The following is a 23,011-nucleotide window of genomic DNA, read 5'->3' as shown; positions in this document are numbered from 1 at the left end:
TCAGACCTTCCCGAACAGGACCGACGCATTCGTCCCGCCGAATCCGAAAGAATTGCTCAGCGCCACCTTGATCTCGCGCTCAACCTTCTTGTTGGGGGCCAGGTCGATGGCCGTTTCCACCGCCGGGTTGTCCAAATTGATGGTCGGCGGCGCCACCTGGTCCCGAATCGCGAGGATCGAGAAGATCGCCTCGATCGCACCCGCAGCACCCAGCAGGTGGCCGGTGGCGGATTTGGTCGACGACATCGTCACCTTGCCCGCGGCTTCGCCCAGCATCCGCTCCACCGCGCCCAGTTCGATGGTGTCGGCCATCGTCGACGTGCCGTGCGCGTTGATGTAGTCGATGTCCGACGGTTCCAGTCCCGCACCGCGCAGCGCGTTGCGCATGGACCGTTCCGCGCCGTCGCCGTCTTCTGCAGGCGCGGTGATGTGATAGGCGTCGCCCGACAGGCCATAGCCCAGCACCTCGGCATAGATCTTGGCGCTGCGCGCTTTGGCGTGCTCGTATTCCTCCAGCACCACGATCCCGGCACCTTCGCCCATGACGAACCCGTCGCGGTCCGCGTCATACGGGCGGCTGGCCTTGGTGGGGTCGTCGCCCCGCTTGGTGCTCAGCGCCTTGCAGGCGTTGAAACCCGCGATACCGATCTCGCAGATCGCCGCCTCGGCGCCGCCCGCGATCATCACATCCGCGTCGCCGTGCTGGATCAGCCGCGAGGCGTCACCGATGGCATGCGCGCCGGTGGAACAGGCGGTGACCACCGAATGGTTCGGGCCCCGGAAACCGTAACGGATGGAGACCTGCCCCGAGATCAAGTTGATCAGCGCCCCCGGCACAAAGAACGGGCTGACCCGGCGCGGTCCCTTTTCCTGCATCATCACGGCAGTATTGGCGATGGAGTTCAGCCCCCCGATCCCGGACCCGATCAGCACCCCGGTCCGCTCCAGGCTCTCGCGGTCCTCGGGCATCCAGCCCGCATCCTCGACAGCCTGCTGCGCGGCGGCCATGCCATACAGGATGAACGTGTCGACCTTGCGCTGCTCCTTGGGCTCCATGTAGGCATCGGCATTAAAGGTCCCGTCCGACCCGTCGCCCAGCGGCACCTCGCAGGCGTACTGCGTGACCAGCTTGCTGGCGTCGAACACGGTGATCGGCCCGGCCCCGGATTTCCCCTCCAGGATCCGCGACCAGCTCGCCTCGACCCCGTCGGCCAATGGCGTCACCAAACCCAGTCCCGTCACAACCACTCTGCGCATCTTGTGCCCCCTCATCTCTTTCGGAGGCCTATACCTTGGCCCGCTATCCGTATTCAAGAGCCGAGACATCGCTCGGCGCGATCAGGCTGGCGTCGGGAGGCGGCGCTCAGCGCAGAAAAAGCACCAGCAGGACAAGCCCATAGCTCATGTCCGCCACAAAGCAGCCCAGCGTATCCAGCGACTTCAGCGGCAGCCCGTTCTGCAACCGGCGCAGCAGGTGCCAGATCCCTTGTGCAAAGATCGTCCCGACCAGCACCACCGGCGATGTGGCAAGACCGATGACCGCCCCGCTGATCAGGATCAGCGCGATACATGTTTCCATCCCCAGCGGGTCGCGGTGGCCGCTGGTTTCCGTCAGGTAGGACAGGTTGACGAAGATCGAGAAAGCGGCGGCCGTCAGCCAGATGTGAGGAGCCGCCATCGAAAGCTGGGCCACCATGACCAGTGTTATGTACGATGCCGCAATGGAAATGATCACATACTGCTTGTGGCGCAGGAAATCGGCAAATGAGAGCATGCTTGGACCTATCGGATCGTTACAGGTGGCAGTATGCGTCGTCCGAGGTCCAATACAACACCTCAGGCACAACTAATGAGCGAATTTTCGCCGGCGGCTGTCAGACCGGCGGACCCTTGCGCGTCATTAGTACAACGGCGTCCCCGTCCAGTTCGGCCTCTCGCAACGTGCTGTATCCCAGCGTTTCGGCGATCCGCAGCGATCCCTCGTTGTCGGGGGTGATCAGGCAGACGGTCCGTCCCGCCACCACGCGATCGAACCAGTCGTGGGCTGCCTGCGCCGCCTCTAACCCCAGACCCCGCCCCTGCGCGTCCGGCTCCAACACCCATCCCGCTTCGGGATAAGGATCAAAATCATCCCCCAAACCTCTGGAACCGAAGAAAAAACCGGTCTGCCCGGACATCTCGGGCTGGCGGTGGATCTGAATCGCCCACTGACCGAATCCCGCGATTTGCCAGTGCCCCGCGTTCCGCAGGAAGGCATCCCAGGACCGCGCCTTGGGCCAGGGCTTGCCCGAGATATGAGTGACGACCGCAGGTGTTGCCCAGATTTCCGCGAACCGCGGAAAATCCTCGCGCCGCATGGCGCGCAGGGTCAATCGACTGGTGTTGATGGTCGGAATCGTTCGGGACATGCGGTGAATTCTTTCACTCTTGGAAACTGCCTGACCTCACAATGGCAAATGCCCACCTCGCGGCGCAAGCCCCGCCGGCATCCACGCAAAAAAAACGGCGTCAATCCGCAAAGGATGACGCCGTTTCGTATTCTTAAACCGCGGCAAGGCCGCAGGCAGATGGACTTAGGAAGCTTCCTTGATGAACTTCACCGCGTCGCCGAAGGTCTGGATGTTCTCGGCCGCATCGTCGGGGATCTCGATCCCGAATTCTTCTTCGAACGCCATGACCAGCTCGACGGTGTCGAGGCTGTCTGCGCCCAGATCGTCGATGAACGACGCGTTTTCGGTCACTTTGTCCTCTTCAACACCAAGGTGTTCCACAACGATCTTTTTCACGCGGTCTGCGACGTCGCTCATAATAAGTCCTCATGTCTTCCGGGGATCGTCATGACCCCCCTATTATACTAGCCTCGTGCTGATCCTCAGCGGTTGGCGAATGCCCCGTTTCCGAAGCGGCTCTGATCCTTGTTCGCACAAGGCCCATGGGGCGCGCAAGCACCCTCGTCTGCGATTCTGCGCCCCCTTTAGCACATGATGCATGACACGCAAATGTTATAAGACGCGGTCCTACACCATCGCCATTCCGCCATTCACATGCAAGGTCGTGCCGGTCACATAAGCTGCTTCCTCGCTGCTCAGATACACCACGGCACTGGCGATTTCCGCCGCCGTTCCCATTCGTCCGGCAGGAATTTGCCCCATGATTCCCGACTTTTGGTCATCGGTCAGCTTATCGGTCATCGCGGTGGTGATGAAACCGGGCGCAACCGCGTTCACGGTGATCCCGCGGCTGGCCACCTCGTAGGCCAGCGATTTGGACATGCCGACCATGCCCGCCTTGGACGCCGCGTAATTCGCCTGTCCCGGATTGCCCGTCGCGCCCACGACAGAAGAGATGTTCACGATCCGGCCCCAGCGCGCCTTCATCATGCCGCGCATCACGCCCTTGCACAATTTGAAGGTCGCGGTGAGGTTCACATCCAGCACCGACTGCCATTCGTCGTCCGACATGCGCATGAACAGGTTGTCACGGGTGATGCCCGCATTGTTGACCAGAATATCGACCGACCCCATCGCCTCCGCCGCCTGCTTGGGCAGCGCATCGACCGCCGCCATGTCACTCAGGTTGCAGGGCAGCACATGCGCGCGGTCGCCAAGTTCGGCCTTCAACGCCTCCAGCGGCTCCGTCCGGGTGCCGGACAGGCCCACCGTGGCGCCCTGCCCATGAAGGTGCCGTGCGATATCCGCACCGATACCGCCCGATGCGCCGGTGATCAGCGCGTTTTTGCCTGTCAGATCGAACATGTCTCTTCCTTTTTTCGTGATCAGTTTGCGGCCCGTTCCGTCAACAGGCCATAGCGGGCAATCTCCGCCCGCGTCAATTCATGCAGCCCGTCCGACGGGGCCGCCGCAAGCGTGAACCAGTAGAAGGCATCGCTGCCCAGCATCTCGACCACATAGCGGCGCGTCATCTCGTGCTCGGGCGAGCTGCGCGGATAGCTGCTGCCTTCGCGGTAGCCGTTGCGCCAGCTGTGCACGCCGAGCGACGCGCCCGGCGCCATGGTCCGCCGGTTGCCCGCCAGGAACAGATCCACGCCGCCGCTGTCCACGATGCTGCCGGGCGGCAAATGGGTGTCCATCCCCCGCGCCCGCACCATCCGGCCCATCCGGATCGTCGCCGCCCCGTCGATGGACCCGTCCACACGGGTCTGCACGATCGTCCTGACCTGCGGGTTCCGCGCCAGGATGCGTTCAAAATTCGCAGGCGTGCGGCTGGTGATCGTGCCCGACAGATACAGCCTGTCACCCTCCACCTGCATCGTCGTGCCGTCAGAGGCATTCTCGATCGTCGCGCAGGAGGCCAGCGCAAGCAGCAGGGCAAGGGCGAAGGCGCGGATCATCAGGTGTCTTTCAGCGCCGCCACATCCTCCGGCGTCCCCACCGCCCGGCAGGTGCTGTCCTTGGCGATGCGCCGGATCATGCCCGACAGGGCCTTGCCCGCGCCGATTTCCCAGAACTCGGTCACACCCTGCGCCGCCATCCATTCCACAGAGGTCCGCCAGCGCACCCGCCCCGTCACCTGTTCGACCAGCAGGTCGCGGATCCGGGCCGCGTCGGTCACGCTCTCGGCCAGAACATTGGCGACCAGCGGCACCGAGGGGTCCTTCATCTCGACCTCGGCCAGGGCGCGGGCCATCTCGTCGGCCGCGGGCTGCATCAGGGCGCAGTGGAACGGTGCCGACACCGGCAGCGGCAGCGCGCGCTTGGCGCCCGCCTCCTTGGCCAGCACCACCGCGCGGTCGATCGCCGCCTTGCTGCCCGACAGCACATTCTGACTGGGGTCGTTCTCGTTCGCCAGCTGGCAGACATCGCCCTGCGCGGCCTCCGCCGCCACTTTCGCGGCAGCTTCGGCGTCCAGCCCCAGCACCGCGGCCATCGCGCCCTGGCCCACCGGCACGGCGGCCTGCATCGCGCGCCCCCTGATGCGCAGCAGCCGCGCGGTATCGGCCAGCGACAGGGTGCCCGCGGCACAAAGCGCCGAATATTCCCCCAGCGAATGCCCCGCGACAAACGACGCGCGGCCCAGGTCGATCCCCTCGACCTGCATCGCCGCCAGCGCCGCCATCGACGTCGCCATAAGCGCGGGCTGCGCATTCTCGGTGAGGGTCAGCGCCTCGGCATCGCCTTCCCAGATCAGCGTCGACAGCTTCTCCCCCAGCGCCTCGTCCACGGCATCAAAGATCGCCCGCGCCTGCGGATAGCTGTCCGCCAGCGCCTTGCCCATCCCGACGGCCTGGGCGCCCTGGCCCGGAAATACGAATGCGATACTCATGCAGCCCTCCAATTGATTGGAACGGGTCTATCGCGGGCGGGCGGGCGGAACAAGACCGGCGACACCCGCGCACTTCTGCACAATCAGCCTGCGCAGATGGGCATTGCCCCTGCGCCCGCACCCTTTATCTGTCCCCGCACGCCAGACCGGAGACTCACATGCCCCTGACCAACACGCAGATACGATACGGCGCCGTCAGCAAGACCTTTCACTGGCTGACCGCGCTGCTGATCCTCACATTGATCGTGCTCGGCCTTGTCGCCGAGGACCTGCCCTATGCCACCGACGCCGAACTGGCGCGCAAGGCCTGGATGTTCTCGCTGCACAAGACACTGGGGGTGCTGGTGTTCTTCGTGGCCCTCGCCCGCATCATCTGGGCGCTGAGCCAGCCGAAACCGGGGCTGCTGAACGCGGACCGCAAGGCCGAGAGCTTTCTCGCCGACCTGGTCCATTGGCTGCTCTACGGGTCGCTGGTCATCGTGCCGCTGTCGGGCTGGATCGCCCATGCCGCCGCGTCGGGCTTTGCCCCGATCTGGTGGCCCTTCGGCCAGTCCCTGCCGCTGGTGCCGAAATCCACGGCCGTCGAACATGCCGCCGCCGCGGTCCATTACGTCGCGGGGCGTCTGCTGATCGGTGCGATCCTGCTGCATGTCGCGGGCGCGCTGAAACATCACCTTGTCGACCGCGACGGCACCCTGCGGCGGATGCTGCCGGGCGAAGCCGCGCTTGGCCCCCTGCCGCAGCAGGACACGGGCCGTGCCCCCGCCGTCACCGCCGTCGTGATCTGGGGCGCCGCCCTGGCGCTTGCCCTGACCACCGCACCATCGGACGAGACGCCGGACACGTCCGCGCCAGCCCTCGGGCAGGTGGCGTCGGAATGGCAGGTCCAGGAGGGCAGCATCGCCATCGCCGTGACGCAGTTCGGCTCGGTGGTCGAGGGTGGCTTTGCCGACTGGACCGCCGACATCAGCTTCGATGAAACCGACGACACCGGTGTCGTGGGAGAGGTCACAGCGACCATCTCCATCCCCTCGCTGTCGCTGGGGTCCGTGACCAAGCAGGCCATGGGCGCGGACTTCTTCGACGCAGAAACCCACCCCACCGCCACATTCACCGGCGACATCCGCCACGCGAGCGACGGCTACGAGGCGGCGGGCACCCTGACGATCAAGGGCAACGCGGTGCCGCTGACCATGCCGTTCCTGCTGTCGCTCGACGGCGACACCGCCGAGATGCGGTCCGATCTGACGCTGGACCGGCGCGATTTCGGCATCGGGGACAACATGCCCAAGGAAGACAGCCTGGCCTTTGCCGTGGATGTCGCGATCAGGCTGACGGCCCGGCGCGCAGGCGCGGACGACGAGCCATAGGCTCACGCAAAAAGGCCGGGGAACATCCCCGGCCTTTCGCAGTTCGGTCCCGAAACCCGATCACTCGGCCTTCATCGCCTCGACAGAGATATTCACCTGCACCTCGTCGCCGACGTAAGGCGCAAAGGCCCCCAGGTCGAAGTCCGAGCGCACGATGGTGGTGGTCGCGTCGAACCCGGCCCAGGGCTTGCCCTCCTGCGGGTGATCGCCCATCTGGTTCAGCTTCGCGTCCAGCACGACCGACTTCGTCACGTCGTTCATGGTCAAGTCACCGGTGATCAGTGCCGTATCCTCGCCCGTGACCTCGATCCCGGTGGAGGTAAAGGTGATCATGTCCCCCTCCTGCGCGCCGAAGAATTCATCGGACATGAAGTGGTCCTTGCGCTGCTCCCAGCCGGTGAACATCGACATCACCGGCATGGACACCGTGACGGAAGACGCCGCAGGGTCTTCCTGATCGAACATGATCTCTCCCTCGAAACCGGAAAAGATGCCGTAGGTGGTCGAAAAGCCCAGGTGTTCATAGTTGAACATGACCTGCGAGTGGCTGGGGTCGAGCGTGTATTTCTCGGCGGCCAGCGCAGCTGTCGTGCCGGTTGCGCCAAGGACAAGTGCGGTGGCGAACATAAGGTTCTTCATGAAGTACTCCGAATTGGATAAAGTGACGTTCCGGCGCTGAATGTGCGCCTCACCGTCTGCGGTTCAACTCGGCATGTCCCCACAGGTGCTGCGCGTCAGCAAACACTCGCCGCCACTCAGCGAAAATTCTCCTGCGCGGAAACGGACGATGCGCGGGGTCAGGCGATCTTGCCGGCGTCGCGCAGCCCGTTTGTCAGACTTTCCAGGACCGTCCTGTCGGTCAGCGTGACAACCGCCAGCAGCTGACCTTCCGCATCCCACAGGCGCACCACATGGCCTTCCACTTCGGCCGCGCCCAGATCGCGGAAACCGCAATGGGACAGCACCGCCTGCCGCCCGGCGACATCCGGACGCACCAGGCTGACCGTCCGGCGGATCGTGTCGATGCGCACCTCCGGCGACCTGGGCCTGCCGCTGGCCAGCATCATGCCAATCCCGGCCAATGCCGCGGCTGCCGACAGGAACAGGCGCAACAGCATCATTTCGGCCTGGGCGCTCACCGGGGCCAGCCAGATCACGAAAGCAGCAAGGAAGAGGCCCGCGCCGAAAATCCGCTGCAGGGTTCGGACCAGCATCCGCCCGCCGTCCAGCATCAAGGACCGTTCCGCCGTCATGGCATCTTTGTTCATGAAATCCGCTGTCGCCGTCATCGTCCCCTCCCGTAGCCGAGCCTTGCCAGTTCCCGGAACCCTGCCCGGTCATTGAGGCGACAACTGGGCAGCCTCGCGGCGCGGGTGGGACCATGTCGGGACGCTTTGCCGAACGGTTTGCGCGGCTATCGGGTCCGCGCTTGCGAAAGGACGCGGGCATGGCTAAACCCGGTGTCAGGTCCGCCCACCTGCCGCTCGCAGACGAAAGTCACGGTGAAGGTCGCGCAACACTCCTGACCTCTCACGCACTTCACAGGTCGGCAAAGCGAGCCCCCTCCCACACGTGAAGCAGCTTGCGAGGACCGCACGATGTCGAACTCTGCCCGAAATTCCTTTACTCATGGGCTGCTTGGCCCGATCTTTGCCCGCACCGCCCTGCCGATCATCCTGGTGATGGGCATGAACGGCCTGCTGGCTGTCGCGGATGCCGTCTTTCTCGGGCGGTTCGTGGGCGCGGACGCGCTCTCTGCCGTCATGCTGACCTTTCCGCTCTATATGGTGATCGTGGCGCTTGCGACACTGGTTTCCAGCGGCATGTCCAGCATTCTGGCACGCCGGATCGGCGCCGGGGACAAGACCGGCGCCGCCCGCGTCTTTGTCGGGGCGCACGGGCTTTCTGTGTTGATCAGCGTGCTGCTCATCGCGGGGTATCTGCTGGCAGGGCGCAGCCTGACGCTGGCGCTGGCGTCCGGCTCGGTGGCGCTGGCAGACATGGGCCGGACCTACCTCGGCATCACGGTTTTCATGTCGCCGCTGATCTTCCTGCTTTCGGTCAACTCCGACGCGCTGCGCAACGAGGGCCGCGTGGGGTTGATGGCGGCGATGAGCGTCCTGGTCGCCCTGTCCAACATCGGCTTCAACTACCTGCTGATCGCACAGTTGGGATGGGGGGTCGCGGGGTCGGCCATCGGCACGGCGCTGGCGCAGTTGCTGGCGCTGTGCATCATCGCCGGTTTTCGCGTGACGGGCCGCACCGACCTGCGGCCCGGCCTGCTGCTGCGCCACCCGCCGACCGCCGACTGGGGGCGCATCCTGGCGCTGGGTGCGCCGCAAAGCCTGAACTTCATCGGCATCTCGCTCAGCTCGGCCGCGGTGATCGTGGCGCTGCAACTGGTCGACACCCCGACCTATGAAACCACCGTCGCAGCCTTCGGGATCATGACCCGTGTGATGACATTCGCCTTTCTGCCGCTGCTGGGGCTGACCCACGCGCTGCAGACGATCGTGGGCAACAACTATGGCGCGGGTGCCCTGGCGCGGTCCGATCAGGGGCTTCGCATCGGTCTGGGCGCGGCCCTGGGCTATTGCATGACGATGCAGGCGGCCTTCCTGACCATGCCCGACACCATCGCCCGGCTGTTCGTGTCCGACGCGCAGGTCATCGCGGAATTCGCCCGCATCCTGCCGGTCAATACCGCGATGCTGTGGCTGAGTGGCCCGTTGATCGTGATCGCGGCCTATTTCCAGGCGGTGGGTGACGCCACCCGCGCGGCACTGCTGGGCCTGACCAAAAGCTACGCGTTCGGCCTGCCCCTGCTGCTCTGCCTGCCCGCCCTGCTGGGCGAGCGCGGCATCTGGCTGGCCGGGCCGCTGGCGGAGGGGCTGATGGCGCTGCTGACAATGGCGGTGCTGCACCGCACGGTGGCGGTACGCGGCCTGCGCTGGGGCCTGTTCGCGGCGCCGCGCGGCGCGCCTCCGGCCTGACCGGAAAAACCGCGCAGGGTCCTTGCCCTGCGCCGCAAACCGTGTATATCGGCCATTCCCTTGCAAGACGTTGAACCGCGCAGTCTCTCGTGGTGGGGCCGCAAGGGAAGATCGCCCCGCCTTTGAAATGCGCCTTGATACAAATAGGAGACCGCATGCCGCTATATGAGCATGTCATGATCGCGCGTCAGGATCTGTCCAACACGCAAGCCGAAGGCCTGATCGAACATTTTGGCACCGTCCTGTCCGACAACGGCGGGAAACTCGTCGACAGCGAGTACTGGGGCGTCAAGACGATGGCCTACAAGATCAACAAGAACCGCAAGGGCCACTACGCCTTCCTGCGCTCGGATGCACCCGCACCGGCCGTTCAGGAGATGGAGCGCCTGATGCGCCTGCACGACGACGTCATGCGCGTCCTGACCATCAAGGTCGACGAACACGCCGAACTGCCGTCGGTGCAGATGCAAAAGCGGGACGAGCGTTCCGACCGCCGCGAACGCCGTTGATCATCAGCTTGAACAAAAGGACATAACCCATGGCTGCAAAACCATTTTTCCGCCGTCGCAAGGTCTGCCCCTTCTCGGGCGACAATGCCCCTGCGATCGACTACAAGGACACCCGTCTGCTGCAACGCTACATTTCCGAGCGTGGCAAGATCGTCCCGTCCCGCATCACCGCAGTTTCTGCGAAAAAGCAGCGTGAACTGGCCCGTGCCATCAAACGCGCCCGCTTCCTCGCCCTGCTGCCCTACGCCGTCAAGTAAGGAGAGAGCACATGCAAGTCATCCTTCTGGAACGTGTCGCCAAACTGGGTCAGATGGGCGAAGTTGTCGAGGTGAAGCCCGGCTTCGCACGCAACTTCCTGCTGCCCCAGGGCAAGGCGCTGTCGGCCTCCAAGGCCAACGTCGAAGCCTTCGAAGCGCGCAAGTCGCAGCTTGAGGCCGAGAACCTGGAGACCAAGAAAGAAGCCGAAAAGCTGGCCGACCAGTTGAACGGTCAGCAGTTCGTCGTGATTCGCTCCGCCTCGGACGCGGGCGCGCTCTACGGCTCCGTCACCACCCGTGACGCGTCGGACACCATCACCGAAGGCGGTTTCACCATCGACCGCCGCCAGGTCGTGCTGAGCGCACCGATCAAGGAGCTGGGCCTGCACGACGTGCAGATCGTCCTGCACCCCGAGGTCGACGCGACCGTGCAGCTGAACGTCGCCCGCTCGCCCGAAGAGGCCGAGCTTCAGGCCTCCGGCAAGTCCATTCAGGAACTCGCCGCCGAGGAAGAAGCGGCAGCCGAGTTCGAAATCCAGGAGCTGTTCGACGACATCGGCGCAGCACAGCTGGACGAGCTGGAAACCGAAGTCGAGCAACAGACCGACCAGCCTGCCGTGCAGGAAAAGGACGAGCTGGACGCGAAACTGTCCGGCGATCAGGAAGACACCGCAGGCCGCGGCTGATCCTTCCGGCAAAACACATCGAAGCGCCGCGCGGAGACATCCGCGCGGCGTTTTCTTTTGGCGCCACGGCAAGGCGCTTGGGCAAACCGCCCTACCCGCCTGTGGCCATCTGCGTGGCCAGGAACGGCTCCGGGCTGTCGACCTCTTCCAGCTTCCTGCCCCGTATCCACCAGAACCGCGTTCCGACCCGGCGCAGGAAACTGCGGTCGTGGCTGACCAGCAGGCAGGACGCCTCATGGGCGATCAGTTCATCTTCCAGCGCCTCCTGCCCCTCGATGTCCAGGTGGTTCGTGGGTTCATCCAGCAGGTAGAAGTTGGGGTTCTTCAGCCGCAGGATCAGCATGGCCAGCCGCGCCTTCTGCCCGCCCGACAGCGCGCCGATCTTCCTGTTCTGCATCCCGATCTCCACCCCGGCGCCCGCCAGCACGTCGCGGGCCCGCTGATCCCCGATGTCGAAGCCGCGGGTGACGGCGGCGATCGGCGTATCTCCGTCCCGCAGCTGGGCCAGATGCTGATCTGACACGGCCGCAACGACCGAAGGCGCGCATTTCACCGGGCTGTCCGACCCGTCCAGCGCGCGCTGGATCATCTGCATCAGCCGTGTCTTGCCGGTGCCGTTCGCGCCCAGCAGGACAACCCGATCCCCCGGCAGGATCCATTTCCGACCGGTGCGGTACAAAGGCACGCGATCCGGGGTCTCGACCTCGACATCGTCCAATGTAATCAGCGCCTTGGCATGTGTCCCGCTGTTGGCCAGCCTGATATCCCCGGCGCCGCGGTCCTGATGCGCGGGCCGTGCGGTGGCCTCCATCCGCGCGGCACGTTCGTTCAACTGCCTGGTCTTGACCACCAACAGGTCCGACCCGGAGTTGATGCCGATGTTCTTCAGCTTGGCGGCCTGCCTGCGCAGCTGCTGCGCCTTGTTCAGATCATTGGCAAAGCGGCGTTCATCGGCTGCATCCGCCGCCTCCAGCGCCGCCCGCGCCGCCGTGAAGGACAGCTGGAACATGCGGGACCGTTCCGCGCGCAGGAACAGGGTCCGGCTGGTCGCCGCATCCAGAAACGCCCGATCATGCGATGTGACCACGACCGCCACATCGCGCGGCAGGGCGGCCAGCCAATCCTGCAGCAATCCGATGCGGCGCAGGTCCAGATGGTTGGTCGGCTCATCCAGCAACAGCACGTCCGGCTCGGTGATCCAGGCCGCGGCCAGCATCGCCGTGCGCCGCCAGCCGCCGCTCAGGTCCCGCAGGGGCCTTTGCTGCAGGTCATGGGGCACTTGCAGATCGGCCAGAACCATGTCCACCCGCCAGCCGTCGTAGTCGGCCTGTTCCGCCGGTAGCGCCGCCAGAACCCGGTCGTACAGCGTCTGGTCCAGCGCGTCCTGCGGCAGGTCCTGCGCCACAACGCCGACCCGCAGGCCCCGCGCGCGCGTGATGTCGCCGGTGGTTGGGTCCGCCAGACCGGCGAGGCAGTGCAGCAACGTGGTCTTGCCCCGCCCGTTGGCGGCGACCAGGCCCAGCCGGTCGCCCTTGGACAATGTGAAAGAAAGGTCAGAGAAAAGGGGTGCGCCAAGGGTGACGCCCAAAGCGTTGATGGTGATGAGTGACATGGGACTCTCGGATCAGACGAAAGGATGCCGCAACGCGGCCTTGGGCAGGCAGATCGAAATCATGTCTCTCTGACCAGCCCTGCAAACGGATTTACAGGGCGAAACGGGGACCATGCTGAAGTCGGCGGATGATGCGCATGCTCAGCTCGTGCCCTCCCTTGTGCGTGTGTTCCATTCCAAAAGCTTAGAAAACTTCGGTATCAGGCGCAAGGGTTCGGAAAATGGCCCCAAGGAAAGGCCCCCGGCCGGGCGTTGCGCCATTTCCCGCGCATCGTTTTGCGACTTCCCGCGCATGGTCCGGCTGCAACCTTGCCCAGGCCCGCTCTGCCGGTATCTTCGGCGAAGTTTCCACAATCGCGAATCCAACCATGCTTTATAAAGCCCGTCGTGCCGCACTGGCCGTGCTCTGTGCCGCTGCTGTCTCTGCCTGTTCCGCGGCCCCGCAGGTGCAGGAGCCCCCCCGCCCGGCCATTCCGCTGCATGCCAACGAAACGCCCGAACTGCGGCAGAAAATCAACTTCTGGGCAGACCATTACGACCTGCCGCGCCCGCTGGTCCACCGGCTGGCGATCCGCGAAAGCACCCACAACCCCAAGGCGCGCAATGGCCCTTACTACGGCCTGTTGCAGATCCTGCCCGCCACCGCCCGGTCGATGGGGTTCAGGGGCGCACCTTCCGATCTGCTGGATGCCGATACCAATCTTGAGTATGCGCTGAAATACCTGCGCGGGGCCTGGCTGCTGTCGGACGGCGACCACGCGACCGCGATCAAATGGTACGCACGCGGCTACTACTACGAAGCCAAGCGCCGGGGCATGCTGGTGGAAACCGGTCTGCGCGACGGCTGATCCGCGCCACTGAGGGCCAATATTTTTCACCGCCCCTTGAAGCATGACCGGAGCGCCATGATCTTGGCGCTACCGGACGGCGTGGTGATTGGCCCTGCGTTGTTCCCGGCCTGTTCGGACCCTCGACATGATTGACCTTCTGCTTATCGCCACCGGCTTTGCGGGGCTTCTTCTGGGCGGCAACTGGCTTGTGGACGGCGCGGTGGGTCTGGCCACCCGCTGGGGGGTCTCCCCCCTCGTGATCGGGCTGACGCTGGTGGGGTTCGGCACATCCATGCCCGAGCTTGTCACCTCGGTCCAGGCGGCGCTGGCCGGATCTCCCGGTATCGCGATGGGCAACGTGATCGGCAGCAACATCGCCAACATCCTGCTGATTCTCGGGCTGACCTGTGCGCTCAGCCCGATGGCGGTGGCACGGGGCACACTGACACGCGACGGCATGGTGATGCTGGGCGCGACACTGGCGACCCTGGCGCTGGTGCTCTGGGGCAGCATCGACCGCCCGCTGGGGCTGCTGCTGGTCGCCGGTCTGGCGCTGTACCTGTTCACGGCCCTGCGCCGCAATGACCCCTCTGCCGAATTCGAGGCCGCACCCGCCCCGCCGCTCTGGCGTGCCGCGCTCGGGGTGCTGGCCGGTCTCATCGTGACGATCCTCGCCGCGCGGGCTTTGGTGAGCGGCGCGGTCTCTCTGGCCGCCGCCTGGGGGGTGACCGAAGCACTGATCGGCGTGACCATCGTGGCCGTCGGCACGTCCCTGCCCGAACTGGTGACGTCCCTTGTCGCGGCGCGCAAGGGACAGGCCGACATGGCCTTCGGGAACGTCATCGGCAGCAATATCTTCAACGTGCTGGGCATCCTCGGCGTCACCGCACTGGTCCGGCCGATGCAGGTGCCGGCGCAATTCATCACGCTGGACGTCTGGGTCATGGCGGCCGCCGCGGTGGCGGTCCTGATCATGGGGGCCACCGGGCGGCGGATCAGCCGGGGCGAAGGTGCCGCCCTGCTGGCAGGCTATGCCGCCTACACCGGGCTGCTGATCCTCGGTTGAGGGTCAGTCGAAACCGACAAACCGCGCGACCTCTGCCACCTCCCGCCGGGTCGACCGCACCGCATTGGCGGAAAAGCTGTCGTCGGGCCAGCCCATCGCGACGCAGGTCAGGATCACCTGATCTTCGGGGATCTGCGCATGTTCGCGCACCACGGGCGATTGCATGATCCCCTGCCCGTTGATGACCGTGCCCAGCCCCCTGCTCCAGGCGGCGAGGACCAGACCATAGGTCACGGCGCCCAGATCGAAATGGGCGATCGTCCCCCGCTCCGTCAGGCTCTTGTCGAAACAGACCACGATGGACACCGGCGCATCGAACTGCCGAAATCCGCGCATCACCCAGTCCTGCCGCCGCTCCTTGTCCTCGCGCGCGATGCCCATGGCGCCGAAGAGCTGCTTGGCGATCTCGACCTGCCGGTCACGATGGACCCCCTCGTAGCTGCCGTGGTCGCTGATCTCGCGCTGGGGCGGCACACCGTCCAGCATCCGGGTGGAATTGCCCTCGCGCACCTTTTCCAGCGGTTCTCCCGTCAGCACGTGCAAATGCCAAGGCTGCGTGTTCATCGACGACGGCGCGCGCAGGGCAAGCGCGATGATCTCTTCCAGCAGCGCGCGCGGAACCGGGTCCCTGGTGAACCCCCGGACGCTGCGCCGCTCCAGCATGGCCTGATCCAGTTCCATAGCGATGTTCCTCCTGCCCCTTTGCGCGCAGAATGCACGCTGGCCGGTCCGGGGACAATCGGCGTCGGCGGTAACGTGGCGGCACGCGACCGGCGGTTCCGAAAAAGCCGCGCCCGGCTTGTTCGGAAAAACCCCATCCGCAAATGCAAGAGACCGCGCCCTTTCGGACGCGGCCTCGAAACGCGATGGATCGCGGATTATTCGTCGTCGAGCGACTCGACCGCCTTCTGAAGCTCTTCCTTTGAGACTTCTTTTTCGTCCACTTTCGCCTGTTCGGCGATGTGGTCGACAACCTTGTCCTCGAACAGCGGGGCGCGCAGCTGCTGCTGCATCTGCTGGTTCTGCTGCACGAATTCAAAGAACTGGCGTTCCTGACCCGGGTACTGACGCGCCTGGTTCATGATCGCCTGAGTCATCTCGGCATCCGACACTTCGACCTCGGCCTTCTGACCGATCTCGGCCAGCAGCAGGCCAAGACGCACCCGGCGTTCCGCCAGCTTCTTGTGCTCTTCCGTGGTCTCGATCTCGGGATGGTCGTGACCCTGGACGTCCGGGTTGTCCTCGTGCCACAGTTGATGCGCGATCTGGCCTGCCTCGGCTTCCACCAGCGAAGGCGGCAGATCGAAGCTGACCATCTTGTCCAGCTCATCCAGCAGGCCGCGCTTCATGACCGCGCGGGAGGCACCGGCATATTCCGCCTCAAGACGTTCCGCGATCTGCTTTTTCAGTCCTTCCAGATCCTCGGACCCGAATTTGGTCGCCAGTTCGTCGTTGATTTCCGCCGCGACGGGTTCCTTGACGTCCTTGATGGTGCAGTCAAAGACGGCTTCCTTGCCCTTGAGATGCTCGGCCTGGTAGTCGTCGGGGAAACTGACGGTGACTGCCTTTTCCTCACCCGCCTTCACGCCGACCAACTGCTCTTCGAAGCCGGGGATGAAGGAGTTGGAGCCCAGCACCAGCGGATAATCTTCCGCCGAGCCGCCTTCGAAGGCTTCGCCGTCCACCTTGCCGACGAAATCCATCACGACCTGGTCGCCGTCCTTGGCCTTGGCGCCTTTCTTGCGGGATTTGAAATCCTGCGCGGTCTCGGCCAGGTTCTTCAGCGCCTCGTCGATGGCGGCGTCGTCGGCCTTCACCACCAGCTTTTCCAGCTTGATCTTGGACATGTCGATCTCGGGGATCTCGGGCAGCGCCTCGTAGGTCATCGCGACCTCGACATCGTCGCCTTCCTTCCAGTCCTCGTTGGTCATCTTGACCTCGGGCTGCATCGCGGGACGGTCGCCGGACTTTTCAAAGTGCTCGTTCATGGCGCCGTCGATGCTTTCCTGCATCGCTTCGCCCATCACCCGCTGACCGAATTGCTTCTTCAGCAGCGCCAGCGGCACCTTGCCCTTGCGAAAGCCCTTCATCTCGACGTCGGGCTGTGCCTCTGCCAGCTTCTCGTTGACCTTGGCGTCCAGTTCGTCCGCCGTCAGCTTGATGGCATAGCCGCGTTTCAGACCTTCGTTCAGTGTCTCGGTGACCTGCATTCCCGTGCTCCATAAGAAAAAGGCCGCGCCGGGGGGCGCGGATAAATTTCCGCCCTTCTATGGATGTTGCAGACCGCTTGCAAGGGGGTCGCGCCAGGCTTTCAGGATGAGCCGGAATAGGCCGCCCAAAGGGTGACGGCGGCATTCATCTCGACCAGAATGCGGTCCAGCTGCGCCACAGCGTCCAGCAACTCGGCCTCCCCGATCGTGCCCTGCGCCTGCACCTGCGCGATCACGGGGTGCAGCGAACGCCACATATCGCTCACCTGTCCCAGCTTTGCCGCGATCCCAGGGGTCGGCGGGGCCAGCAGATTGCCCGCGGCGTTGCCGTGCAGCAGGCCATCCAGCGTGTCCGAGAACAGGGCCGCGCTTTGCGACAGGTCCTTCAGGCTGCGTTCGCGGTCCAGATCCACGGCGAGCAGGCACAGGTTCTTGGCCATGCGCTGGCTCAGCATCCGTTGCCGGCCCGCCTGGTTGATCGTGGCGGCAACGACCGGGTCGCTGTCGCCCCGCCCTGCATTGGCTTCGATGACGCCGACAGCCTCGTTCATCCGGGTCAGCACGGTCAGGTTGCGCGCGATCACGATCTGCATGGCGACCGAATGCAGGTCGCGCGACGCCAGCTGCTTGACCGACGCGGTGAAGGCGGCGGACACCTCTTGAACAGTCTCCAGCGCCGCACGTTCCTGCGCCGTCTGGGCAGGTGCCAGACCGGCCTCCGGCGACCCCGCACGCAGCCCGTGCAGCGTTTCCTCGAAGGTGACGGCGGCGGCAAGCGCCTGTTCGCGCCACTGCGCATCGGCCTTTCCGGGCAGCGCGAGGCAAACCGCCTTTGTCATCCGCTGGGTCAGCATACGCTGACGCCCCGCCAGATTGATGCGCGTTTGCGCGTTCGCGGCCTGCACCGCGGCGGTGTCAGCCGCCCCGACAGTGGGGGCAAGGCACGTCACAGCCACAAATGAAAGGGCCAAGACCCCGCGCAAGGCCCCGAGAAACACACTTTTTCGTCCTGTGATTGCAGCCCGTGTCATACGCCATCCCTCAGTTCCGGTGAACTGCTCTTAGGCGCAAAGGTTTTCCGTCACGTTAATCGGGCTTGCCCGGTGTGCGGTTCACATGCCCAGGGCTTCCTTGTACATCTCCAGCACCGCTTCCTCTTCGGCGATGTCGTCCTTGTCGCGCTTGCGCAGCGCGATGACCTTGCGCATGACCTTGGTGTCATAGCCGCGCGCCTTGGCTTCGGCCATGATTTCCTTCTGCTGTTCGGCAAGATCCTTTTTCTCGGCGTCCAGCCGTTCGATCCGTTCGATGAACTGGCGCAGCTCATTGGCGGTCACGCGATAGGTCGCATCGCCCACGGTTTCGACAACGTCGGGGTTGGTGCCTGTATCACTCATTGCGTGCTCCTGCGCTTGGGGTGTTTCGGCACTGACTACTCGCGCGCCGCGCGCCCTGCAAGACGCACTTGATCCGCCCCGCCCTTTGGCGTAGCGGAAGCGGCATGGAAACGAACATACTGGACATCGTGATCTGGACCGGCGCGGCAATTTCGCTGCTGGGTCTGCTGGGCCTTGTGTGGTGCATCGTCAGCGTGTCGCGGGCCAAGCGCGCCAAGCTGGACGACGAGGCCATGCGCGCGGTGCTGAAATCGGCGATCCCGCTGAACCTGGGGGCGCTGTTTCTGTCGGTGATCGGCCTGATGATGGTCATCGTCGGCATCTTTCTGGGCTGAGATCGCACGGGATTCCGAGAGGCGGCGAAACCTGCCGCGCCGATCTGCAACGCACGGCTGGACAGAAGGCATCGGCCCGGCGTAAATCGGGTCATGGATATCCGACAACTCACCCCCCGCTATTTCGTGGCCCCTCAGATCGACCCGTCCGATATGGAGGCCATCCGCGCCGCCGGCATCACCCGCATTCTGTGCAACCGTCCCGATGCCGAAGTACCGCCGAGCCACCAGGCCGAGGCGCTGCGCGCCGCGGCAGAGGCGGCAGGCATCGCTTTCGAGGTGCAGCCGCTGACCCATCAGACCATGGTCCCCGAGGTGATCGCCCGGAACCGTGCGCTGGGGGCGGACACGGACGATGTGGTGCTGGCCTATTGCGCGTCGGGCACGCGGTCGACGATCGCCTGGGCGCTGGGTCAGGCCGGTCGGATGCCGGGGGACGACATCGTCGCCGCCGCGCGCACGGGCGGCTACGACATCACCAACATCCGCCCCGCACTGGACGCGCCCTTTACCTGACACCCGCCCGCGCCTGGGTCAGCCTACCTTGAGGTCCGGCAGCCCGTCCAGGTCAGGCAGATCGTCAAGGTCCGGCAGCCCGTCCAGCGGCGGCAGGTCCAGTTCCGGCAGATCGGACAGATCCGGCATCGGCGGCGGCGCGGGATCGGGGTCCGGTGTCTGGGTCTCCGGGCCTGCGGGAATGACCGGTTCACTGGCCAGCGGGGCCGGTTCCGCCTGTGCCAGATCGGCCCGGTCCGTGGACCGCCGCCTGGGCGCGTCGGTACCGGCCTCCTGAGGCACGATGCGCAGGGCGCGGCAGCCGTCCATCTGGCCCAGCACCCCCCGCGCCAGCCTGCCGCCCGCGGGGTTCAGCACCTCTGCCCGGTCAAAGCGCGCCCCGTCCAGCGGCAGGACGTCGCCCACGCGCAAACGGCCCAGGTGGGCCAGCGGCAGCCGCAGGCGGGTCAGCGCGACCTGCAGGCCGACTTCGAGCGAGAGCGCCGTGTCGCCCAGGCTGACGGGCGGCGCCGCCTGCGCAGGCGCAGCGGCCCCCGGCGCAGGGGCCGGGGCGGATGCATCCTCCGCCACCGGCAGCGGCAGGACAAGCTGGATCTGCCCCTGCCGCACGCCGCCCGCGATATCCACCGTCAGGCTGATCAGCCGGTATTCCGGCTCTTCCAGGGCCAGCGCCAGCAAACGCGGGCTCTCTACCCGGCTGCCAAAGCTGTACCCTTCGACAAGCCGCCGGTCCTGCGCATTGTCGGGCAAGGCGGCGGCGCGGGCGATCAGGGCGTCGACAAACGGCGCCGTCACCGCCGCATCTGTGTTGGTCATCTGGCGCGGCTCGCCCCCCGCGTCGGGCAGCACCCGGGCCATGGTCTGCTGCTGGAGCAAAGCGCCCACCAGCAGCGGGTCCAATATCGCCGCCGCGGGGCGCCCGCCGGGACCGTCGAGCAGCATCAGCAGGTTCCGCGCGTCAAGACAGTCCTGGATCGCGTCGCCTGGGACCTCTTCCACCCGGATGGCGAGGGCCGCCAGCGCGAGGTCCATCAGATCATCCCCCGCCTTCGCCAGCCCAAGGCGCAGCGCCTTGGGCAACGTCATCGCCCGTGCCTGATGCGACGCACGCCCCCGATCGGTCATGTGCCGCAGGGCAGAGCCAACCCCGCTATCTGAATTCTGCTGCGCCTGCGCCATGGCATCCAATTGCTCGTGAATCCTGCGCCAGACCTAACGCGGACCTGTTACCAGCACCTTAAGAGGCGGGGACAGGTCCAGCCTTTTCGCCCCCCGCCAGCAGGGCGCTTTTCGGCAGGCTGACACGAAAGGCGGTCCCGCTTTGCTGCGGCAGATACTGCACGTTGCCGCCCAGCCGCGTCATGATCTCGTGGCAGATCGCCAGACCAAGACCGACGCCCTCGGCCTCGGCACCGTCGATGCGAAAGAACTTCTCGAAGATCACCGATTGCACCTCGGCGTCGATGCCACTGCCGTTGTCGATGAAATCGACCCACAGCCCCTCGGCATGACGCTGGCTGCGGATGATCAGCCGCGGGGCCTCAGCGTCGCAGTATTTGCGGGCGTTCGACACCAGGTTGATAAAGACCTGCACCAGCCGGTCGATGTCCGTGTGCAGGACCAGATCGGGCGCGCCGATCTCGCGGGTCACGCCCAGGGCGGGCCCCGCCCCCGCCAGCGCCGTCGTCACCGCGCGGTCCAGGATCGCTGCCAGCCGGTCCTCGCCCATGCGCAGCGTCACCTGGCCGTTCTCCAGCACCGAGAGGTCCAGCAGCTCGTCCAGCAGGCGCGTCAGACGCAGGGTTTCGGAATGAATGATCGACGCATAGCGGGTCTTGTCCGCCTCTGACAGTTTGCCCGTGTCGCGCAGGATCTCGGAAAACGACCGGATCGAGGTCATGGGGGTGCGCAGTTCGTGACTGATCTGGTTGAGAAAGCCGTCCTTTTGCAGCGACAGCTGGGTCAGCTTCTCGTTGGCGCTGCGCAATTTGGCCGCGGTTTCGGTCAATTCGCGCGATTTCTGTTCCAGCTGACTGGAATATTCCAGCATCTGCGCGGATTCGTCGGCCACCGCCAGCAGGTCCTGCACCGACACCGACGTGCCGCCGACGATCTGGCTGACCATCGCATGTGCGGTGGCCGCGCCGACAGATCCTGCCAGTTCCCGCTCCAGCGCCTGCACGAAGGCGGGCGTGGGCTCTGGCAGACCGCCGCTCAGTCCCTGCGCCTCAGCCTCTGCCCGGAAGAACGCCTGCGCCTCTGGCGCGCCGAGGATGCGCTGCGCCATGATCATCAGGTCCTCGCTGCCCGCGACCGAGGCGCTCCAGCTGCGGGCGGCGCCGGAATGCTCCAGCACGTTGACGAACTGCGCCCCCTGCAGCCGTTCGATCGGGGTCGGGAAGCTGACGATGGACACCGCCAGGAATGCCAGCGTGTTGAGCGACAGCGACCAGACCACCGCATGAACGGTCGGGTCCAGCCCTTCGATACCGAACAGGGCCTCGGGGCGCAGCCACGACAGCCCCCATAGCCCCTGCGCAAAGGTTTCCCCGGAAAGCGCCGCATCCGCGCCGAAGCTGGGCAGCAACATGGTAAAGACCCAGATGGCAAAGCCGACCCCCAGACCGCAAAGCGCCCCGGTCCGCGTCGCGCCGCGCCAGAAGATGCCGCCCAGCAGCGCCGGCAGGAACTGCGCCACCCCTCCGAAAGAGATCGTGCCGATGGCGGCAAGGGCCGCGCTGCCGCCGGAGACCCGGTAATACAGCACACCCAGCGCGATGATCAGCAGGATCGACAACCGCCGGGCCAGCAGAACCACCTGCCGCACGTCGCCCGATTGTACCGCGCCGCGCTGGCGGGTGCTGAGCCAGATCGGCATGACGATGTGGTTCGACACCATGGTCGACAATGCCAGGGTTGCCACGATCACCATCGAGGTGGCCGAGGAGAACCCCCCGAGGAAGGACAGCATGGCCAGGCTGTCCCGGCCTTGGCTCAGCGGCAGGCTGAGCACGAAGAGATCCGGGTTCGACCCCGGCGGCATCAGGTCAAGCCCGACCACCGCGATGGGCACCACGAAAAGGCTCATCAACAGCAGGTAAAGCGGAAACGCCCAGGAGGCGATCTGAAGATGCCGCTCATCGTCGTTCTCGACCACCATGACCTGAAACATCCGCGGCAGACAGAGAAAGGCCGCCGCCGACAACAGCGTCAGCGCGGCCCAGCGGCCGCCCTGCACCTGCCATTCACCGATTGCCGAGGCATCGACCCGCGCCAGCGTCTGCGCCACCCCGCCGCCCAGGCCCCAGACCACGAAGATACCTACTGCCAGCGAGGCCACCAGCTTGACAATGGCCTCCACCGCGATGGCGATCACCACGCCGTGATGGCGTTCGTTCACATTCAGGTTGCGGGTCCCGAAAAGCACGGTGAACAGCGCCAGCCCGCCTGCAACCCAAAGGGCCGCGCTGACCGGGTTATAGCTGCTGCCGTTGCTGTTGGCCGCAAAGATCGACAGCGACAGCACCACCGACTGCAATTGCAGCGCGATATAGGGGGTGACGCCGATCACCGCCATCAGCGTCACGATGATCGCCAGGCTATTGGACTTGCCATAGCGGCTTGAGATCAGGTCGGCGATGGATGTTACCCGCTGGCTGCGTCCGATGCGCACGAGGCGGCGCAGGATCCACCACCAGCCGATCATCACCAGGCTCGGCCCGAGGTAGATGGTGACGAATTCCAGCCCCGACCGGGCGGCATAGCCGACGGCGCCGTAGAAGGTCCAGGCGGTGCAGTAGATCGACAGCGACAATGTATAGACCAGCGGAGACCGCAGCAGCGCCGCCCCCTGCCCCCGCAACGCCGCCCGTTCGGCCAGAAAGGCAACAAGGAACAGCCCGGCCACATAGGCCAGGCAGACCAGGACAAGCTCGTTCAGCGCCACC

The 23,011-nt window shown here is 65.4% G+C and carries 25 protein-coding genes; 9 read left to right on the top strand and 16 right to left on the bottom strand.

Translation table 11 applies throughout. The features are described from left to right. The 7 genes from fabF to fabD form a co-directional block, all read right to left on the bottom strand. Window positions 1-1,257, bottom strand: coding sequence for a beta-ketoacyl-ACP synthase II (gene fabF / locus FIU94_RS12385; RefSeq protein ID WP_152466085.1), 1,257 nt, complete (start codon window positions 1,255-1,257; stop codon window positions 1-3). Between the two features lie 106 nt (window positions 1,258-1,363). Then, a complete protein-coding gene (locus FIU94_RS12380; RefSeq protein WP_152466084.1) occupies window positions 1,364-1,774 on the bottom strand; it encodes a hypothetical protein in 411 nt (136 codons plus the stop codon). 100 nt (window positions 1,775-1,874) lie between these two features. Further along, a complete protein-coding gene (locus FIU94_RS12375; protein WP_152466083.1) occupies window positions 1,875-2,408 on the bottom strand; it encodes a GNAT family N-acetyltransferase in 534 nt (177 codons plus the stop codon). Between the two features lie 165 nt (window positions 2,409-2,573). Beyond that, window positions 2,574-2,807, bottom strand: a complete 234-nt coding sequence (locus FIU94_RS12370; RefSeq protein WP_025048350.1) for an acyl carrier protein — start codon at window positions 2,805-2,807, stop codon at window positions 2,574-2,576. A gap of 210 nt (window positions 2,808-3,017) precedes the next feature. Further along, on the bottom strand, window positions 3,018-3,755 hold the full coding sequence (fabG, locus tag FIU94_RS12365) for a 3-oxoacyl-[acyl-carrier-protein] reductase (protein WP_152466082.1): 738 nt from the start codon (window positions 3,753-3,755) through the stop codon (window positions 3,018-3,020). Between the two features lie 20 nt (window positions 3,756-3,775). After that, window positions 3,776-4,351 carry an alpha/beta hydrolase gene (locus tag FIU94_RS12360; RefSeq protein WP_152466081.1) on the bottom strand — a complete coding sequence of 192 codons (576 nt, stop codon included), beginning with the start codon at window positions 4,349-4,351 and terminating at the stop codon, window positions 3,776-3,778. After that, complete coding sequence (fabD, locus tag FIU94_RS12355; protein ID WP_152466080.1) at window positions 4,351-5,283, bottom strand: ACP S-malonyltransferase; 933 nt, start codon at window positions 5,281-5,283, stop codon at window positions 4,351-4,353. Before fabD ends, FIU94_RS12360 begins: the two co-directional genes overlap by 1 nt. Window positions 5,284-5,441: 158 nt before the next feature. Between fabD and FIU94_RS12350 the strand changes: the two genes are divergently transcribed. Further along, a complete protein-coding gene (locus FIU94_RS12350; protein WP_152466079.1) occupies window positions 5,442-6,653 on the top strand; it encodes a cytochrome b/b6 domain-containing protein in 1,212 nt (403 codons plus the stop codon). A 60-nt stretch (window positions 6,654-6,713) separates the two neighbouring features. Here the strand turns inward: FIU94_RS12350 and FIU94_RS12345 are convergent, their stop codons facing one another. Next, window positions 6,714-7,292, bottom strand: a complete 579-nt coding sequence (locus tag FIU94_RS12345) for a YceI family protein (RefSeq protein ID WP_152466078.1) — start codon at window positions 7,290-7,292, stop codon at window positions 6,714-6,716. 158 nt (window positions 7,293-7,450) lie between these two features. Next, a complete protein-coding gene (locus tag FIU94_RS12340; protein ID WP_152466077.1) occupies window positions 7,451-7,942 on the bottom strand; it encodes a hypothetical protein in 492 nt (163 codons plus the stop codon). A gap of 309 nt (window positions 7,943-8,251) precedes the next feature. Between FIU94_RS12340 and FIU94_RS12335 the strand changes: the two genes are divergently transcribed. From FIU94_RS12335 to rplI, 4 genes are all read left to right on the top strand, one after another. Next, complete coding sequence (locus FIU94_RS12335; RefSeq protein ID WP_152466076.1) at window positions 8,252-9,646, top strand: MATE family efflux transporter; 1,395 nt, start codon at window positions 8,252-8,254, stop codon at window positions 9,644-9,646. Window positions 9,647-9,801: 155 nt separating this feature from the next. Beyond that, window positions 9,802-10,155: a 30S ribosomal protein S6 gene (gene rpsF / locus FIU94_RS12330; RefSeq protein ID WP_152466075.1), complete on the top strand. Its 354-nt coding sequence runs from the start codon at window positions 9,802-9,804 to the stop codon at window positions 10,153-10,155. A gap of 29 nt (window positions 10,156-10,184) precedes the next feature. Then, complete coding sequence (rpsR, locus tag FIU94_RS12325; protein WP_005852865.1) at window positions 10,185-10,412, top strand: 30S ribosomal protein S18; 228 nt, start codon at window positions 10,185-10,187, stop codon at window positions 10,410-10,412. Window positions 10,413-10,423: 11 nt separating this feature from the next. Next, a complete protein-coding gene (rplI, locus tag FIU94_RS12320) occupies window positions 10,424-11,098 on the top strand; it encodes a 50S ribosomal protein L9 (protein WP_152466074.1) in 675 nt (224 codons plus the stop codon). 91 nt (window positions 11,099-11,189) lie between these two features. On the opposite strand, the gene FIU94_RS12315 is transcribed toward rplI, so the two are convergent. After that, a complete protein-coding gene (locus FIU94_RS12315; protein ID WP_152466073.1) occupies window positions 11,190-12,710 on the bottom strand; it encodes an ABC-F family ATP-binding cassette domain-containing protein in 1,521 nt (506 codons plus the stop codon). Between the two features lie 368 nt (window positions 12,711-13,078). On the opposite strand from FIU94_RS12315, the gene FIU94_RS12310 reads away from it, so the two are divergent. Continuing rightward, window positions 13,079-13,558: a transglycosylase SLT domain-containing protein gene (locus FIU94_RS12310; RefSeq protein ID WP_152466072.1), complete on the top strand. Its 480-nt coding sequence runs from the start codon at window positions 13,079-13,081 to the stop codon at window positions 13,556-13,558. A gap of 127 nt (window positions 13,559-13,685) precedes the next feature. Further along, the gene (locus FIU94_RS12305) at window positions 13,686-14,606 is read left to right on the top strand and encodes a calcium/sodium antiporter (protein ID WP_152466071.1); all 921 of its coding nucleotides are present in this window, start codon (window positions 13,686-13,688) and stop codon (window positions 14,604-14,606) included. Between the two features lie 3 nt (window positions 14,607-14,609). On the opposite strand, the gene FIU94_RS12300 is transcribed toward FIU94_RS12305, so the two are convergent. The 4 genes from FIU94_RS12300 to FIU94_RS12285 all read right to left on the bottom strand — a co-directional run bounded on the left by FIU94_RS12300 (window position 14,610) and on the right by FIU94_RS12285 (window position 18,213). Next, entirely contained in the window at window positions 14,610-15,287 is a 678-nt protein-coding gene (locus FIU94_RS12300; protein WP_152466070.1) for a nitroreductase, read from the bottom strand. Between the two features lie 197 nt (window positions 15,288-15,484). Further along, window positions 15,485-16,816, bottom strand: a complete 1,332-nt coding sequence (tig, locus tag FIU94_RS12295) for a trigger factor (RefSeq protein ID WP_152466069.1) — start codon at window positions 16,814-16,816, stop codon at window positions 15,485-15,487. 101 nt (window positions 16,817-16,917) lie between these two features. Further along, window positions 16,918-17,847, bottom strand: a complete 930-nt coding sequence (locus tag FIU94_RS12290; protein WP_152466068.1) for a type IV pili methyl-accepting chemotaxis transducer N-terminal domain-containing protein — start codon at window positions 17,845-17,847, stop codon at window positions 16,918-16,920. Window positions 17,848-17,928: 81 nt separating this feature from the next. Continuing rightward, window positions 17,929-18,213 (bottom strand): DUF2312 domain-containing protein, encoded by a 285-nt coding sequence (locus FIU94_RS12285; RefSeq protein WP_152466067.1) that lies wholly within the window; start codon window positions 18,211-18,213, stop codon window positions 17,929-17,931. A 104-nt stretch (window positions 18,214-18,317) separates the two neighbouring features. Here FIU94_RS12285 and FIU94_RS12280 point away from each other — a divergent pair, with 104 nt between their 5' ends. Beyond that, the gene (locus FIU94_RS12280; protein ID WP_152466066.1) at window positions 18,318-18,548 is read left to right on the top strand and encodes a hypothetical protein; all 231 of its coding nucleotides are present in this window, start codon (window positions 18,318-18,320) and stop codon (window positions 18,546-18,548) included. A 93-nt stretch (window positions 18,549-18,641) separates the two neighbouring features. Next, on the top strand, window positions 18,642-19,064 hold the full coding sequence (locus FIU94_RS12275) for a TIGR01244 family sulfur transferase (protein ID WP_152466065.1): 423 nt from the start codon (window positions 18,642-18,644) through the stop codon (window positions 19,062-19,064). Between the two features lie 18 nt (window positions 19,065-19,082). On the opposite strand, the gene FIU94_RS12270 is transcribed toward FIU94_RS12275, so the two are convergent. Then, on the bottom strand, window positions 19,083-20,150 hold the full coding sequence (locus FIU94_RS12270; protein ID WP_172975899.1) for a FliM/FliN family flagellar motor C-terminal domain-containing protein: 1,068 nt from the start codon (window positions 20,148-20,150) through the stop codon (window positions 19,083-19,085). A 151-nt stretch (window positions 20,151-20,301) separates the two neighbouring features. Next, window positions 20,302-23,010 (bottom strand): sensor histidine kinase, encoded by a 2,709-nt coding sequence (locus FIU94_RS12265; protein ID WP_254702533.1) that lies wholly within the window; start codon window positions 23,008-23,010, stop codon window positions 20,302-20,304. Between the last annotated feature and the right edge of the window lies 1 nt (window position 23,011).

Source organism: Sulfitobacter sp. THAF37 (assembly GCF_009363555.1).
Lineage (GTDB): Bacteria > Pseudomonadota > Alphaproteobacteria > Rhodobacterales > Rhodobacteraceae > Sulfitobacter.
This window is presented reverse-complemented; position numbering and strand designations above follow the sequence as displayed.

What these genes read in the sequence shown, in the direction of transcription:
- fabF (WP_152466085.1), bottom strand. Translation starts at nt 1,257, where the DNA reads ATGCGCAGAGTGGTTGTGACGGGACTGGGTTTGGTGACGCCATTGGCC.
- FIU94_RS12380 (WP_152466084.1), bottom strand. Translation starts at nt 1,774, where the DNA reads ATGCTCTCATTTGCCGATTTCCTGCGCCACAAGCAGTATGTGATCATT.
- FIU94_RS12375 (WP_152466083.1), bottom strand. Translation starts at nt 2,408, where the DNA reads ATGTCCCGAACGATTCCGACCATCAACACCAGTCGATTGACCCTGCGC.
- FIU94_RS12370 (WP_025048350.1), bottom strand. Translation starts at nt 2,807, where the DNA reads ATGAGCGACGTCGCAGACCGCGTGAAAAAGATCGTTGTGGAACACCTT.
- fabG (WP_152466082.1), bottom strand. Translation starts at nt 3,755, where the DNA reads ATGTTCGATCTGACAGGCAAAAACGCGCTGATCACCGGCGCATCGGGC.
- FIU94_RS12360 (WP_152466081.1), bottom strand. Translation starts at nt 4,351, where the DNA reads ATGATCCGCGCCTTCGCCCTTGCCCTGCTGCTTGCGCTGGCCTCCTGC.
- fabD (WP_152466080.1), bottom strand. Translation starts at nt 5,283, where the DNA reads ATGAGTATCGCATTCGTATTTCCGGGCCAGGGCGCCCAGGCCGTCGGG.
- FIU94_RS12350 (WP_152466079.1), top strand. Translation starts at nt 5,442, where the DNA reads ATGCCCCTGACCAACACGCAGATACGATACGGCGCCGTCAGCAAGACC.
- FIU94_RS12345 (WP_152466078.1), bottom strand. Translation starts at nt 7,292, where the DNA reads ATGAAGAACCTTATGTTCGCCACCGCACTTGTCCTTGGCGCAACCGGC.
- FIU94_RS12340 (WP_152466077.1), bottom strand. Translation starts at nt 7,942, where the DNA reads ATGACGGCGACAGCGGATTTCATGAACAAAGATGCCATGACGGCGGAA.
- FIU94_RS12335 (WP_152466076.1), top strand. Translation starts at nt 8,252, where the DNA reads ATGTCGAACTCTGCCCGAAATTCCTTTACTCATGGGCTGCTTGGCCCG.
- rpsF (WP_152466075.1), top strand. Translation starts at nt 9,802, where the DNA reads ATGCCGCTATATGAGCATGTCATGATCGCGCGTCAGGATCTGTCCAAC.
- rpsR (WP_005852865.1), top strand. Translation starts at nt 10,185, where the DNA reads ATGGCTGCAAAACCATTTTTCCGCCGTCGCAAGGTCTGCCCCTTCTCG.
- rplI (WP_152466074.1), top strand. Translation starts at nt 10,424, where the DNA reads ATGCAAGTCATCCTTCTGGAACGTGTCGCCAAACTGGGTCAGATGGGC.
- FIU94_RS12315 (WP_152466073.1), bottom strand. Translation starts at nt 12,710, where the DNA reads ATGTCACTCATCACCATCAACGCTTTGGGCGTCACCCTTGGCGCACCC.
- FIU94_RS12310 (WP_152466072.1), top strand. Translation starts at nt 13,079, where the DNA reads ATGCTTTATAAAGCCCGTCGTGCCGCACTGGCCGTGCTCTGTGCCGCT.
- FIU94_RS12305 (WP_152466071.1), top strand. Translation starts at nt 13,686, where the DNA reads ATGATTGACCTTCTGCTTATCGCCACCGGCTTTGCGGGGCTTCTTCTG.
- FIU94_RS12300 (WP_152466070.1), bottom strand. Translation starts at nt 15,287, where the DNA reads ATGGAACTGGATCAGGCCATGCTGGAGCGGCGCAGCGTCCGGGGGTTC.
- tig (WP_152466069.1), bottom strand. Translation starts at nt 16,816, where the DNA reads ATGCAGGTCACCGAGACACTGAACGAAGGTCTGAAACGCGGCTATGCC.
- FIU94_RS12290 (WP_152466068.1), bottom strand. Translation starts at nt 17,847, where the DNA reads ATGACACGGGCTGCAATCACAGGACGAAAAAGTGTGTTTCTCGGGGCC.
- FIU94_RS12285 (WP_152466067.1), bottom strand. Translation starts at nt 18,213, where the DNA reads ATGAGTGATACAGGCACCAACCCCGACGTTGTCGAAACCGTGGGCGAT.
- FIU94_RS12280 (WP_152466066.1), top strand. Translation starts at nt 18,318, where the DNA reads ATGGAAACGAACATACTGGACATCGTGATCTGGACCGGCGCGGCAATT.
- FIU94_RS12275 (WP_152466065.1), top strand. Translation starts at nt 18,642, where the DNA reads ATGGATATCCGACAACTCACCCCCCGCTATTTCGTGGCCCCTCAGATC.
- FIU94_RS12270 (WP_172975899.1), bottom strand. Translation starts at nt 20,150, where the DNA reads ATGACGTTGCCCAAGGCGCTGCGCCTTGGGCTGGCGAAGGCGGGGGAT.